Raw genomic sequence first — 14,075 nt, 5'->3', positions numbered from 1 at the left:
TCGAAGGCCGCGACGGAACCTGCCGGGTCGGCGGATGCGAGGAACCTGCCTTTCTTACCCAATTGGATCACCGGCATAACTGGGCTGAAGGCGGGCCAACCCATCCGAAGAACCTGGCATGTTTATGCCAAGGCCATCACAACATGAAAACCGATGGCACCTTAAAGTACCTGCTGGACCCCTACAGTGGGGATGTTATCTGGCTTTTCGCTGACGGTACCTGGACCATCAACGAAGCCGACGGGCCCCTAGCACCCAAGCAAAAACGGTGGGCGCAAACAGTCGCCCAACACATCACCGCCACCAGGAAACGTGTGCGCGAAGAAGCCCAACACCTCAAACAAGAACTCGACGACTACGCACAACAACAAACCAAAGCCAAAGCCGAAGCCGAAACCCAGACCAACACCGACACTGACAGCGGCGAGGACATCCCCTTCTAAAACCTGAGTCGTCGAATCAAACGACGAAAAAGGCGAGAATACCCGTCGATTCAAACGACGACGATGACGAAGAACAGGGGCCTAGCCCTCGTCGAATCAAACGGCGACACCACTCCAAACAGTCGGAAGGGAAAGAACCCAAGAACACACCCACCGTCGGAAAGAACGACGACCCCATAGCTCCAAGTGCCGAGCTCTACACTGACACCGTCGAAAAGAACGACGGGTAAAGCCCGTCGCTTGGGCAGAAATACCGAAGCCTTCCTACACGGCTCTTGCGTGTTAGGAAGGCTTGGGGAGGGGCAGGAAGAGTTATGCAGTCGTGTTGACCGGCTGTGTCTCGGGCTCGTCTGCGTCTTGGTCCTCGTTCATTATGTGTGAGACTCCGTTACCAGCAGCATCCCAGACGGCTTCGTCTTGAATGCCGGCGCGCTTGGCCACGATGGTGGCACACAGTGATTGGCCGGTGACGTTGACGGCGGTGCGTCCCATATCAATGATGGGTTCGATGGCCAGCAAGAGGCCCACGCCGGCGAGCGGAAGACCCAACGTGGAGAGCGTCAGCGTCAGCATGACGGTAGCGCCGGTCGTGCCGGCGGTTGCTGCGGAACCAATGACGGAAACGAAGATGATGAGCAGGTACTGGGTGAAGGAGAGATCAACGCCGTAGAACTGTGCAATGAAGATGGCGGCGATGGCCGGGTAGACGGAGGCGCAGCCGTCCATCTTGGTGGTAGCGCCCAGCGGGATGGCGAAGGAGGCGTATTCTCGGGGCACGCCCATGGCCTTTTCCGTAAAGCGCTGGGTAACTGGCATGACGCCCATGGAGGAGCGGGTGACGAAGCCAAGGGAGAAGACGGGCCAGACTCGCTTGTAGAAGCCAACTACCGGGATCCGGTTGAATGCGAGCACGGCGGGGTAGACCACGAAAATTACGAGTGCAAGGCCCACATACATAGCGAGGACGAACTTGCCCAAGGAGCTAAGCGCATCCCAACCATAGGTGGCCACGGCTTTGCCGATAAGAGCGGCGGTGCCAATCGGGGCAAGGCGGATGATCCACCAGAGGACCACCTGGATGACCTTGAGGAAGGATTCGGTGAAGCGCAGGAAGGGATCGGCGGCTTTGCCAGCCTTGACGGCGGCGATTCCCAGCACGAGGGAAATGACAAGGAGCTGAAGGGCACCGAAGCTGAGGGAGATTTCACCGTCGCTCAGCGAAGCGGTGAGCCCGAAGAAGTTGGCGGGGACAAGTTGCTGGAGGAAAGCGGTCCAGGAGCCGATGTGGGATGGGTCGGCGGCGGTGGAAGCATCGACAGTTGTGCCTACTCCCGGCTTCATTACTAGGGCGACCAGAATGCCGGCAAGCACGGAGAAGAACGCCGTAATGGCAAACCAGACCAGAGTGGAGATCGCCAGCGAGGCTGCATTAGCCACCTTGCGCAGGTTGGCAACCGAGGTAACGACGGCCGCGAAGATGAGCGGCGGGACCATCACCTTGAGCAATTGGACGTACGCGCCGCCGACGCCGGACAGGGTATCGGAGAGCCACTCAGACTCCATGCCGGAAGCGATAAAACCGAGAATGAGGCCGATGATGAGACCGGCGATAACTTGGGCGCCAAAGCCGGTGGCCCAAGAGGGCAGCGTGCGCGAGGATGCACGAGAGGAAGTGTCTGACACGAGATTTTCCTTCTAGACAGTGTTGTATAGAAATGGACCATTTAGTTCGGTACTCTCGTACCGATCGGTTCACTTGAACTTATAACACCGTACGCTGCCCAGAAATTCCCCCGCAAATTATGGGATACGCTTGGTCCATTCATCGTTGAGGAATTTGGTGTCGACGAGGTGGCGGGCGGCGGCGAGGGAGTCGTCGGAAAGCTCGGCGTCGATGGCGCCATAGCGGGTGGCGAACTCGCGCGCCATGGTCTCGATGATCTCCTCGCGGGGCACGCCAGTCTGGCGGCGGAGCGGGTCGACGCGCTTCTTTGCGCTGGCAAGACCCTTGGACGAGACCTTGACCTTGCCGATGCGCAAGACCTCCATCATCTTGTCCGCATCGATGTCATAGCTCATCGTGGTGTGATGCAGTACCGCGCCCTTACGGCGCTTCTGGGCGGCGCCGCCAATCTTGCCGCCGTCCGAGGTGATGTCATTAATCGGCACGTACCATGCATTGACGCCAAGCTTGTTCAGCGCCGCGAGCACCCACTGGTCCAGGTATTCGTAGCTGGCCTCGTAGGAATAGCCGGCCACGAGCGACTCCGGGGCGTACAGGGAATAGGTCACGCAATTGCCACCCTCCATGAACATCGCGCCACCGCCGGAGATTCGGCGCACCGGAACAATGCCGTGCTTGTCGACGCCCTCCTGATCCAGCTCATTGGCATAGGACTGGTAGGAACCGAATACGACGGCACGATCTTCCCATTCCCAAAATCGGAGCGTGGGCCCGCGCTTTCCTTCAGCAACTTCGTTGAGGAGAACCTCGTCAAGTGCGACATTTACGGGCGTGGGGAGAACACCTGGGCGCAGGATCTCCCAGTGGTGGTCGGTGAAATCGGTGCCACCAGACAGCGCGCGCTTAACGGTGACGGCAAGGTGGTGGGTGTCAAAGCCATGGAGAGCTACGGGTGAATCGATTCGTGCAAGGGCTGCATCGAGGCGGGACTGGATCTCTTCTGTCGAGGTGGCGGTGGTGGTGCCGACCAAGGCGGGGGCTAGTGCCTCATAGGCCTCCTCAGGCTCGAGGAAGAAGTCGCCGGAAACCTTCGCGGCAGTGACGGTGTTGTCGGTGTCTAAATCGAGGTCAACGACGAGCAACTTGCCGCCGGGGACCTTGAGCTCAAAGTGCTTAGTGTGGTTCATAGTTGTCAGCGTACTCAGCGGTGCTGTTCGGAGAGGCGGGGTAGTGGCAGCTGGAAAACGCTGGGGCAAGCAAGTAGGTTTAAGGTATGTCACGTTTTAGCCCACTGAACTGGCCCGTCGTGCGCCAGATCCGGAACAAGGATGCCTTCGGTCGCGATGTGTCTACGCAGTCGGCTAAGAGCGAAGATCTGCGCGGACGCACCGTAGACGCGGACCGCGTGGTGCAATCGGTGTGCCCCTATTGCGCGGTGGGCTGTTCCCAGCGCGTCTATGTCAAGGATGACAAGGTCATCCAAATCGAGGGCGATCCGGACTCCCCAATTTCCCGCGGGCGTCTGTGTCCTAAGGGCTCGGCCTCTGAGCAGCTCATTAACTCCTCGACTCGCATCACCACGATCAAGTACCGAGCACCCTACGCCACCGAATGGCAGGAGCTCGATGAAGAGACCGCGATGAACATGATCGCGGACCGCTTCGTGGAATCGCGCGCAAGGCACTGGGAGGACGTCGATAAGCAGGGGCGTCCCCTTAACCGCACGATGGGTATCGCTGGGCTGGGCGGTGCGACGCTGGATAATGAGGAGAACTACCTCATCAAGAAGCTGTTTACTGCCACCGGCGCCATTCAGGTGGAAAACCAGGCGCGCATATGACACTCCGCCACCGTTCCTAGTCTAGGAACTTCGTTTGGCCGCGGCGGCGCAACCCAACCGCTGCAGGATATGGCGAATGCGGACTGCATCGTCATCGAGGGTTCTAACATGGCGGAATGCCACCCAGTTGGTTTCCAATGGGTCGTTGAAGCCAAGAAGCGCGGCGCGCGCATTATTCACGTTGATCCGCGTTATACGCGTACGTCTGCCTTTGCGAACCGTCACATCGGTATTCGCGGTGGCACCGACGTGGTGTTGCTCGGCGCGATTATCAAGTACGTGCTGGATAATGACCTGTATTTCCACGATTATGTGGTGAATTACACCAACGCGGCGTCGATAATTTCGCCGGGCTTTAAGGACACCGAGGATTTGGAGGGCCTGTTCTCTGGATACGACGCAGAGAAGGGCAAATATGTCACGGACTCGTGGCAATATGTCCAAAAGCCCGAGGGCTCCTCGTGGAACGTGGAGAAGGACATGACGCTGGAGGACCCGAACACGGTCTTCCAGATTCTCAAGCGCCACTACTCGCGCTACACCCCGGAGATGGTGGAGGAGACCTGCGGTATTTCGCCGGAGGACTTCTACTACTTGGCGGATTCCATTGCGCAGAATTCCAACCCGGAGCGCACGACGTGCTTCGCCTACGCGCTGGGCTTTACCCAGCACACTTTGGGTGCACAGTTCATCCGCACCGCGGCAATCCTGCAGCTGCTCATGGGTAACGTGGGCCGCCCCGGTTCCGGCATCATGGCGCTACGCGGGCATGCTTCGATTCAGGGTTCGACGGATATCCCGACCCTGTTCAACTCGCTTCCGGGCTACCTGCCCATGCCGCATGTGGACCAGGAAACCTGGGCGGATTACCTGGATTCTTTCCGCGCGGCGGACCAGAAGGGCTTCTGGCAATTGGGCGAGAACTACGCGGTCTCGCTCATGAAGTCCTACTGGGGCGATGCTGCTACCAAGGAGAACGACTGGGGCTTTAACCTCATGCCGCGCCTCTCTGGAGCACACTCGACCTATGAGACCTTGCTGGCCATGCTGCGCCATGAGGTAGAGGGCTACTTTGTCTTCGGTCAGAATCCGGCGGTGGCGCAGTCCAACGGTGGTATGCAGCGCCGCGGTCTCGCTTCCCTGAAGTGGCTGGTGGTACGCGACTTCCAAGAGATTGAGACCGCAAGCTTCTGGAAGGATTCGCCGGAGATTAAGAACGGCGAGCTGAAGACTGAGGACATTGCTACTGAGGTCTTCCTCATGCCGGCAGCTACCCACGTGGAGAAGTCCGGAACTTTTACCCAGACTCAGCGCATGGTCCAGTGGCGTTTCCAAGCGGTTCCGCCGCCTGGGCAAGCGCGCAGTGAGGCGTGGTTCTTCTACCAGCTGGGCAAGAAGATTAGGGAGCGCCTCGCGGATTCGACTGATCCGCGCGACCTGCCAATCAAGTCCGTAACTTGGGACTACACCGAAGATGAGCACGGCGATCCGAGCTCGGATGAGATTTTGCGGGAGATCAACGGTTACTATCTCGACGGCCCGAAGAAGGGGCAGCTCTTGCCTGCCTTTACAGAAATGCGTACCGATGGCTCCACCTCCGGCGGTTGCTGGATTTACACCGGTGTGTACAAGGACGGCATCAACCATGCCGCGAAGAAGGTTCCGGGTTCGGAGCAAAACGAGGTTGCTCTCGACTGGGGTTGGGTCTGGCCGGCCAATCGCCGCATCTTGTACAACCGTGCTTCCGCAAAGCCGGATGGAACTCCGTGGTCGGAGCGCAAGAAGTACATCTGGTGGGATGAAGAGCAAGGAAAGTGGGTTGGCGATGACGTGCCCGACTTCCCGTTGACGAAGCGCCCGGACTACGTGGCACCTGTCGACGCCATTGGCCCTGATGCCCTCGATGGCGACGATCCGTTTATCATGCAGGCCGACGGCCTAGGCTGGCTGTTCGCGCCGAAGGGATTGTCTGACGGCCCGCTGCCGACTCACTACGAGCCGCAAGAATCACCGGTACACAATGCGCTGTACAAGCAGCAGCAGTCGCCGACGCGTCTGACAATTAAGCGCGAAGACAACCTCTCCCGCCCGGAGCCGGGGGAGCGCGGTGCTGATGTTTTCCCGTTCGTCTTCTCCACCTATCGCCTGACGGAGATGTATACCTCGGGTGCGATGTCACGCCGCCTGCCTTATTTGGCGGAGCTGCAGCCGGGACTCTTCTGCGAGGTGGACAAGGAGCTGGCCGCCAAGCGTGGATTGGTCAACGGTGAGTGGGCCACCATCGTGTCCCCACGCGGTGTCATCGAGGCACAGGTTCTGGTAACGGACCGCATGGAGATGCTTACTATCAATGGTGAGGACTTCCACCAGATCGGTCTGCCGTATCACTACGGAGAATCGGAGACCACCGAGGTAGCCGGCGATGGCGCCAACGACCTGTTGGGCCTGACCCTGGAACCAAACGTATTCATCCAGAATTCCAAGGTGGGCGCGTGCGATATCCAGCCGGGCCGCCGCCCGCGTGGCGAGGCACGTCTTCAGCTCTTGCACGAGTACCAAGAACGAGCACACCTCACCGTGGACTCCGGCAACCGGATCCTGGATGTTGACGATGCCTTCAGCACTGAGAAAGCAGCTACCGAGGACAACACGGGTGATGATGCGACTGCTGGAAACGTCGCCGACTATGAAGGCAAAGAAAGCTAAGGAGGACCAATGGCTAATCTTTTGACCGAAAAGGCTGATAAGCACGGCTATGAGTCCTATCAGCGCATGGCTTTCTTTACGGATACCTCGATTTGCATTGGCTGCAAGGCCTGCGAGGTGGCGTGTAAAGAGTGGAACCGAAACCCGGTTGAGGGGTACGCGGTCACCGGTGACTCTTATGACAACACTGGTTCGCTGGGCGCCAATACTTGGCGCCACGTGGCCTTCATTGAGCAAAGCAACGAGCGTATTCAACAGGCTCGCGAGGAGGGACGGAAACTTGTTTCGCTAGGCATGCCCAAAGCTTCCGCCCCAAGCATGACCCCGGATACCGATGATTTCCGGTGGTTGATGTCCTCCGACGTGTGCAAGCATTGCACCAACGCTGGATGCTTGGACGTGTGCCCGACAGGCGCGCTGTTCCGTTCCGAATTCGGCACCGTCGTGGTCCAAGATGATGTGTGCAATGGTTGCGGGACATGCGTGGCCGGTTGTCCGTTCGGCGTGATTGAGCGCCGCGATGACGGCGGCGTGACGCTGAAGGCGGATAAAACGGCCACCGTGGACTACCAGGTTCCGGACCACGCGGGCGTAAACGTGTTGGCAAAGCTGAAGCAACTCAAGCCGCAGGGCCCCGACCATACACCGGGACAGGCCATGCCCATTAAGAATCTGGGCGTGGCCCAGAAATGCACCATGTGCTATGACCGCCTGAAAATTGGTGAGCAGCCTGCCTGCGCCAAGACCTGCCCGACGGACTCCATCCAATTCGGCCCCTACGAGGAGATGCTTGCCGCAGCGCGGGAGCGCGTGCGCGTCCTCCACGAGCAAGGGCTGACGGAGGCTCGTCTCTACGGAGCAAACTCGCAAGATGGTGTTGGGGGAACGGGATCAATCTTCTTGTTGCTCGACTCTCCTGAGGTTTATGGGCTGCCGCCGGATCCGCGCGTGCCCACGGCGGATTTGCCGCAGATGTACAAGACCGCAGCGAAAGCTATCGGAGGAATGGCGCTGGCTGTGGCCGGGGCATTCATGTTGGGAGGCCGCAAGTGAGCGAGTTTGATGAGTACCGCCCGCCGCAGGAGCCTAGGCGCAGGCGTGGCGGCGGCAAGAAGCGCCGGCGTGGACGAGTCGGAGCCGGCGCACAGGATGGTTCCAAAGAAGAGCGCATGGCCGAGGACTTCGAGTTCTCCTCGTATTACGGCAAGCCAGTAGTCAAGGCCCCGCCGTGGGAGTGGCCCATCGGCGGCTATTTCTTCCTCGGCGGCGTGGCCGGCGGTTCTGCGATGTTGGCCGCCGGTGCCCAGGCCACTGGGAACGCACCGCTGAAACGCTCGACGCGGTTGACGGCTTTCTCCGCGGCGTCGGTAGGTTCGGTCTTTTTGGTGCTGGACCTCGGCCGCCCAGAGCGCCTGCTCAACATGTTCCGCGTCTTCAAGGTGACCTCGCCGATGTCCATCGGCTCGTGGATCCTGGGCAGCTTCGCTTCCGCCGCGGCCCTGCCCGCGGTCGTGGAAGCGGACGAGCTGGTCGGTGGTGTGCTGCCGGAGCCGCTTCGCCGCCTCCTCAATAAGGCCGCGGGCCCAGCAGGCGCTGTCGCCGGCGTGCTTGGCGGACCGCTGGCGGGTTACACCGCGGTGCTGTTGGCCAACACATCAAACCCGACGTGGAATGACGCGAAGAAGCACCTGCCCTATGTGTTCGTGTCCTCGGCCTCGGCAGCGGCGTCGGGTGCTGTCATGGTCTTTACCCCGGTGGAGAATGCGGGCGCGGCACGAGCGCTCGGTATTACTGCCGCAGCGGCCGATCTGGCCGCGACCCGTGTCATGGAAGCGAACATGGAGCCTGAGCCTCTTCGCCCGCTGCACGAAGGCACGCCCGGGAAACTCATGAAGGCCTCTGAGGCGCTCATCGCCGCGGGTGGGGTGGGAACCGTAATCGCGTCGGCGACAAAGTCGCGCGCGGTGTCGGTGGTATCCGGCGTGGCGCTCATGGCGGGATCCGCGTGCACGCGCTTTGGCGTGCTCAACGCTGGGCTGGAGGCGGTGAAGGATCCGTCGACAAGCATTGGCCCCCAAAAGCGGCGCGCTGAAGCCCGCCGCAGGGCAGAGGGCCTCAGCCATTCGACGGTGACTAGCGGATAGAAATCCGTGCATCGCCCGGCACAGTCCGGCCAATGACTGGGTAGCCGGGAACCTCGCCGATGACGAGGAGTCCACCGGATGTTTGGGCATCGGCGAGGAAAATCAAGTCTTCCTCGCTCAAATCTGTGTCGAGGTGGGGGCGCACCCAATCCAGATTGCGGCGCGAGCCACCCGGGATGAAGCCATCCGCCAAGGCATCCTTGGCACCTTCAATCGCAGGAACAGCTGAGAAGTCCAGCTCTGCGCCTATACCGGAGGCGCGGCACATCTTGTAGAGATGGCCCAGAAGACCAAAGCCGGTGACATCGGTTGCCGCGCGCACCCCGGCCGCCACGGCTGCCGCAGAGGCATCCCGATTAAGCGCGGTCATGGAGTCCACCGCGGCCTGGGAGACCTCACCGGTGGTTTTGTGCTTGTTATTGAGGATGCCCACGCCAATCGGCTTGGTCAGCGTGATGGGAAGTCCAGCTTCGGCGGCGTCGTTGCGCAGGATTTTATCCGGGTGGACGATACCCGTGGCTGCCAAACCATAGGTGGGTTCCGGTGCGGTGATGGAGTGGCCGCCGGTAATGGAGATGCCGGCCTGAGATGCCACGTCCATGCCGCCGCGCAGAACCTCGCGCAAAATGTCGAGACCAAGCACCTCGCGTGGCCAGCCAACCAGGTTGATGGCGGTGATGGGGGTGCCGCCCATGGCGTAGACGTCGGAAAGCGCATTGGCAGCAGCCACGCGGCCCCAGTCATAAGGGTCATTGAGCATCGGCGTGAAGAAATCCGCGGTAGAGATGACCGCCAGGCCGTTGGGGATGCGCACGGCGGAGGCATCGTCGCCGTCGTCAAGCCCGACCAGCACGTTGGGGTCCGCGGTGCCCACGAGGCCCTCCACAGCAGACTCGAGTTCTCCCGGGGGAATCTTGCAGGCGCAACCGCCACCGGCGGCAAAGGACGTAAGTTTAATGTCAGTCATAAGTCCTACTTTAGCCCCGTGTAAGGTGAGCAGACGGAGGCGTACGTGTCCTGGTGGGCGCCCCGGTCTTCAAAACCGGTGAGGCCGAGCATCTCGGTCTGGCAGGTTCGATTCCTGTCCGTCTCCGCCATGTGCGCAGCTAGGAGGAACTTTGATGACTGACCCCCGCCGCTTTATCCCGAAGATGGATGAGATCCTCCAGTACCCGGCGGTGCAGGATGCCCACCACCGCCTGGCGCCGCACTCGGTGCGCGGGATCATCGACGCCGTGCTTGCCGACGCCCGCTCCGGCTCCCTCGCCCCCTCCCAGATTGAGGAGGAGCTGGCCACCAGGCTCGATGCTGTGCAGCCATATTCCTTGCGCCACGTCATCAACGCCACTGGCGTCATCATCCACACGAACTTGGGCAGGGCTCCTTTACCGCCGGCAGCGGTAGATGCGCTAGTGTCCGCGGCATCGTATACGGACGTTGAGATGGATCTGGACAGCGGCCTGCGCTCACGAGATAGGGGCCGCGCGGCCGTTGATGCGGTATTGGCTGCATGCCCCGGCGCGGAGGATGCGCTGATAGTGAACAACGGTGCCTCCGCGCTGCTGTTGGCTACGGCGGCCTTGGCCCCTGGCAAGGAAGTCATCATCTCCCGCGGTGAGCTCATCGAGATTGGCGCGGGATTCCGCTTGCCCGAGCTCATCGAGTCCACGGCCACCCGCTTGCGCGAGGTCGGCGCTACGAACCGCACTCACCTGGCGGACTATGAGCGGGCGATGGGGGAGGACACGGGAGCCATCTTGAAGGTGCATCCCTCCAACTTCCTGATCAGTGGGTTCACTTCTTCGGTATCGGTTGCTGAGCTTCGTGCGCTCACCGACTTGCCGCTCATCGTGGATATCGGTTCGGGGTTGCTTAGACCAGATGACGCGCTGCCGGCAGAACCCTCCGCCAGCGAGGCTCTTCGCGATGGCGCCGACGTTGTCCTCTTTTCAGGGGATAAGCTGCTCGGCGGCCCGCAGGCCGGGGTGCTCGTCGGTGCAAAGGAAGCGATTACTGCGTGCAAGAAAGATCCGTTGGCGCGGGCGGTGCGCATCGATAAGCTACGGCTCAACGCGCTCGAGGCCTCTCTGTCCACGCCCTCCAACGCCGTGCAGGACGCGCTCCACATTGATCCGCAGCGCCACCGCGAGCGCACGGAGAAGGTGGCAGCGGCAGTTGGCGGTGAGGTCGTCGAACACGCCGGACGCGTCGGCGGTGGCGGGGCACCCGAGGTGCCGCTACCGGGGTGGGCCGTGGCGTTGCCAGAGGAGTTGGCACGGCCGTTGCGGTTGGGTGAGCCTCCTGTGGTGGCGCGCGTGAATCAGGGGCGCTGCCTGGTGGATGTGCGGTGTGTGCCGGAGGCACAGGATGCCGAGCTCATCGCGGCATTGCGGGCGGTGATCTAGGTGTATGTAGTGGCCACTGCGGGGCACGTGGATCACGGCAAGTCGAGCCTGGTCAAGGCGCTGACGGGGATGGAACCGGACCGCTGGGAGGAAGAAAAGCGGCGCGGATTGACCATCGATTTAGGATTTGTGTGGACGAGGCTGGGCTCGGGCGCGGACGTCGCATTTGTCGATGTGCCGGGGCACGAGAAGTTCTTGGGCAACATGCTGGCCGGGGTGGGGCCGGCATCGGTGGTTCTCTTTGTGGTGGCGGCCGATGAAGGCTGGCAGGCGCAGTCCACCGATCATCGTGACGCGTTGCGTGCCCTGGGAATCGAGCACGGCGTGGTGGCGCTGACTCGTGCTGATAGGGCTGATACTGCCCGCCGGGCAGAGGTAGCCGCGCAGGTCAAAGCAGAACTGGCTGGAACAGCGCTTGCCGACGCCCCCATTGTCTACGTTTCCGCAAAGACCGGCGAAGGCGTGGAGAAGCTGCGTGCCGAATTGGATAGCGTGCTTGCTGCTATGCCCGCGCCGGATCCGCAGGCGCGCGTGCGATTGTGGGTGGATCGCGCCTTCAGCGTGAAGGGCGCTGGAACCGTGGTGACGGGAACGTTGGCGGCCGGGACGGTTTCGGTTGGCGATGACCTTGAGCTCAGTGGGCAACGCGCCACGGTGCGTGGGGTGCACAGTGAGAACAGGGCAGTGGACAGCGCTGCACCCGTCACGCGCGTAGCGCTCAACCTGCGCGGGGTGGCCGCGGACCAGGTTCATCGCGGAGATGCTTTGCTTAGCCCTGGGTGCTGGCGTGTGCTCGACACCGTGGATGTGCGGCGAACGTTCGGTACTAACATGAGCGAGCTTCCACAGAACCTCGTGGTGCACATCGGCACCGCGGGAGTGGGAGCGCGGCTGCGGCCTTTAGGAGGTGAGTTCGCGCGGTTGACTCTGGAAAGCCCGCTACCGCTTACTTTGCTCGATAGGTTTGTGGTGCGCAGTCCGGGCGGGCGGCACGTCGTGGCCGGTTTTGAGGTGGTGGATGTACACCCAGCTGAATTGAATAGGCGCGGCGATGCCAAGAAGCGCGCTGTTGAGCTAGAAACTTTAGAAGCAACGAACCCGGCCCAATGGCTCAAGCGCTGTGGCTACGCGGAGCTGCATGGTCTTGTGCGCGATGGCTTTTCGGTGACAGAGAAGCCAGCGGGAGTCATTGAGTTCCGCGACTGGTGGATCGCCGCCAGCCAGGTCACTGCGTGGAAAAGGTCTTTGATTCAGACTGTGGAAGCCCACGCCAAGGCGAATCCGCTCTCCCCGGGGCTGACGAAGGCAGCGGCCATGGATGCACTGGGACTAACCGAGCCGGCCTTGTTAGGTCTGGCGGTAGCAGCTGCCAAGCTCGAGACAGTTGATGGCGTACTGCGCATGCCCGGGCAGACAGTCGACCTTGGCCCCGCGGAGAGGGGAGTGGCGGAACTCGAGCAGCAACTGCGTGAAGACCCCTTTGCTGCCCCGGAAGCGGAAGACCTCAAAGAGTTGGGCCTGGGACCGAAAGAGCTGGCCGCTGTTGAACGCGCTGGGCGCCTGCTCCGGCTGGCTAACGGTGTGGTGCTTCTGCCTTCAGCTCCGCGCGAGGCACTCGCCGTGGTCTCACAGTTGGAACAGCCCTTCACCCTCTCGGAGGCGCGCAAGGCACTTGGAACGACGCGCCGGGTTGCCATCCCGGTGCTGGAGCACCTCGACGCCACGGGTGCGACGCGCCTAGTCGACGGAAAGCGATTCGTGCGCGCGGCAGGGGCAAAGGAACCAAAGTAAAGGCACCATTTGTGGCCGGATTTCGGAGAAATCCCAGGTCAGTGTATTAGGTTAAGCGCATAAGGTGCCAGTTAAAAGGTGTCTTTGGGGGACGCGAAGGCTCGTGGACCGGCCGGCAGCGGTGAGGCAAGGGGATCGGCCGGGGCAGTGAACTCCCAATCGGCATTGGGGTTGAGCACTGGCGGGATGGCAGGCTTGTCTGGGTCGATTGGCAGAGGTGGGGCCGCGGGCATGAAGAGTTCAGCAGGGTGAGCAGGGTCTTCGGGGTCGAGGGGAAGGTCCACGGCGATGCGGCCCGCGGCAGCATAAGCCCGGGCGGCAAGGGAGGCGCCGGATTGGGTGGCGGCCGCGAACGCGGCGGCCAGCGCTGGGGCATCGGAGAGCCCCGCGCACGGCCCGAGGACGAGGTTGTCGTGGGTGGCGAGGACGGTGTCGTCGAGAAGCACGAGCGTCACGAAGAACTGTTTCGTGCCCATCGTGCGGAGCTGATATGCGGTGAGCTCTCCTTCCGCGACGCGAACAAGCGCGCCCTGTCCGCCGTTGAGCAGCGCGGTACCCGCCGGTTGGTTGTTGGCGGGAACCATCCACGGGTCGAGCCCCAAGGCGAGGGCGATCTCCACCTCGCCGTCGACAATGTCGACGGTGGCATGCGTCGCCGGGTTCATCGCCGCCGTGCGCAGTCGATTCAGGGCGGGATACTCTGCGGACTCCGCACCATCGAGTGAACCCAAGAATCCGAAATCTGAATGTACGCGCCAGCCCCCGGTGGTGGGGTCGGGGAGCAAGGAAACGTCGACGAGCGCAGGCTCCTGCGCCAACCCAGGGATGCTCAACGCGGTGGAGAAGTTCACGTGCTCAAGAACCGCGACGTGCTCGACACCAAAATAAGAAGGAGCTAGCGGATACAGCGCCATGGTTGCGACAGTCACCTCGTGGGTCAGATGGGAATCGACGGACTTGTCTCAAGCTTACGCAGGAGCCGGATCTCCGATACGGTCGATAGAAGACTTAAACAACAACATATCGAATAAGGAGTGAAGACCCATCACGGCTGATTCTCGT

The 14,075-nt window shown here is 61.5% G+C and carries 10 protein-coding genes and 1 tRNA gene; 7 read left to right on the top strand and 4 right to left on the bottom strand.

What is annotated here, in order from left to right; all coding sequences use genetic code 11:
• A partial coding sequence (locus tag HMPREF2967_RS12590; RefSeq protein WP_198531059.1) for an HNH endonuclease signature motif containing protein occupies positions 1-443 on the top strand: 443 nt, incomplete at its 5' end.
• A 312-nt stretch (positions 444-755) separates the two neighbouring features.
• Here HMPREF2967_RS12590 and HMPREF2967_RS12585 read toward each other — a convergent pair.
• Both HMPREF2967_RS12585 and HMPREF2967_RS12580 read right to left on the bottom strand, forming a co-directional pair.
• Complete coding sequence (locus HMPREF2967_RS12585) at positions 756-2,126, bottom strand: dicarboxylate/amino acid:cation symporter (RefSeq protein ID WP_070524862.1); 1,371 nt, start codon at positions 2,124-2,126, stop codon at positions 756-758.
• Positions 2,127-2,243: 117 nt separating this feature from the next.
• On the bottom strand, positions 2,244-3,314 hold the full coding sequence (locus HMPREF2967_RS12580) for a lipoate--protein ligase family protein (protein ID WP_070529063.1): 1,071 nt from the start codon (positions 3,312-3,314) through the stop codon (positions 2,244-2,246).
• Between the two features lie 86 nt (positions 3,315-3,400).
• Between HMPREF2967_RS12580 and fdnG the strand changes: the two genes are divergently transcribed.
• Genes fdnG through nrfD form a run of 3 tightly spaced genes read left to right on the top strand, consistent with a single transcriptional unit; the run spans position 3,401 to position 8,817 of the window.
• Positions 3,401-6,673, top strand: coding sequence for a formate dehydrogenase-N subunit alpha (gene fdnG, locus HMPREF2967_RS12570; protein WP_232770869.1), 3,273 nt, complete (start codon positions 3,401-3,403; stop codon positions 6,671-6,673).
• A gap of 9 nt (positions 6,674-6,682) precedes the next feature.
• Complete coding sequence (locus tag HMPREF2967_RS12565; RefSeq protein WP_070524873.1) at positions 6,683-7,726, top strand: 4Fe-4S dicluster domain-containing protein; 1,044 nt, start codon at positions 6,683-6,685, stop codon at positions 7,724-7,726.
• Positions 7,723-8,817 (top strand): NrfD/PsrC family molybdoenzyme membrane anchor subunit, encoded by a 1,095-nt coding sequence (gene nrfD, locus HMPREF2967_RS12560; RefSeq protein ID WP_070524875.1) that lies wholly within the window; start codon positions 7,723-7,725, stop codon positions 8,815-8,817. Before HMPREF2967_RS12565 ends, nrfD begins: the two co-directional genes overlap by 4 nt.
• On the opposite strand, the gene selD is transcribed toward nrfD, so the two are convergent.
• The gene (gene selD, locus HMPREF2967_RS12555) at positions 8,807-9,784 is read right to left on the bottom strand and encodes a selenide, water dikinase SelD (protein WP_070524877.1); all 978 of its coding nucleotides are present in this window, start codon (positions 9,782-9,784) and stop codon (positions 8,807-8,809) included. The genes nrfD and selD overlap by 11 nt on opposite strands.
• Before the next feature lie 35 nt (positions 9,785-9,819).
• On the opposite strand from selD, the gene HMPREF2967_RS12550 reads away from it, so the two are divergent.
• From HMPREF2967_RS12550 to selB, 3 genes are all read left to right on the top strand, one after another.
• A tRNA-Sec gene (locus HMPREF2967_RS12550) sits at positions 9,820-9,914 on the top strand.
• A 24-nt stretch (positions 9,915-9,938) separates the two neighbouring features.
• Positions 9,939-11,222, top strand: a complete 1,284-nt coding sequence (gene selA / locus HMPREF2967_RS12545; RefSeq protein WP_198531058.1) for an L-seryl-tRNA(Sec) selenium transferase — start codon at positions 9,939-9,941, stop codon at positions 11,220-11,222.
• Positions 11,223-13,013 carry a selenocysteine-specific translation elongation factor gene (selB, locus tag HMPREF2967_RS12540; RefSeq protein ID WP_070686827.1) on the top strand — a complete coding sequence of 597 codons (1,791 nt, stop codon included), beginning with the start codon at positions 11,223-11,225 and terminating at the stop codon, positions 13,011-13,013.
• 71 nt (positions 13,014-13,084) lie between these two features.
• On the opposite strand, the gene HMPREF2967_RS12535 is transcribed toward selB, so the two are convergent.
• On the bottom strand, positions 13,085-13,927 hold the full coding sequence (locus HMPREF2967_RS12535) for a hypothetical protein (RefSeq protein ID WP_070686825.1): 843 nt from the start codon (positions 13,925-13,927) through the stop codon (positions 13,085-13,087).
• Positions 13,928-14,075: the final 148 nt, after the last annotated feature.

The sequence above is a fragment of the Corynebacterium sp. HMSC059E07 genome (assembly GCF_001814395.1).
GTDB classification, from domain to species: Bacteria; Actinomycetota; Actinomycetes; order Mycobacteriales; family Mycobacteriaceae; genus Corynebacterium; species Corynebacterium hesseae.
The sequence above is the reverse complement of the archived record's forward strand: the minus strand, read 5'-3'. Positions and strand labels throughout refer to the sequence as shown.

What these genes read in the sequence shown, in the direction of transcription:
- HMPREF2967_RS12580 (WP_070529063.1), bottom strand. Translation starts at nt 3,314, where the DNA reads ATGAACCACACTAAGCACTTTGAGCTCAAGGTCCCCGGCGGCAAGTTG.
- HMPREF2967_RS12565 (WP_070524873.1), top strand. Translation starts at nt 6,683, where the DNA reads ATGGCTAATCTTTTGACCGAAAAGGCTGATAAGCACGGCTATGAGTCC.
- selD (WP_070524877.1), bottom strand. Translation starts at nt 9,784, where the DNA reads ATGACTGACATTAAACTTACGTCCTTTGCCGCCGGTGGCGGTTGCGCC.
- selA (WP_198531058.1), top strand. Translation starts at nt 9,939, where the DNA reads ATGACTGACCCCCGCCGCTTTATCCCGAAGATGGATGAGATCCTCCAG.
- HMPREF2967_RS12535 (WP_070686825.1), bottom strand. Translation starts at nt 13,927, where the DNA reads ATGGCGCTGTATCCGCTAGCTCCTTCTTATTTTGGTGTCGAGCACGTC.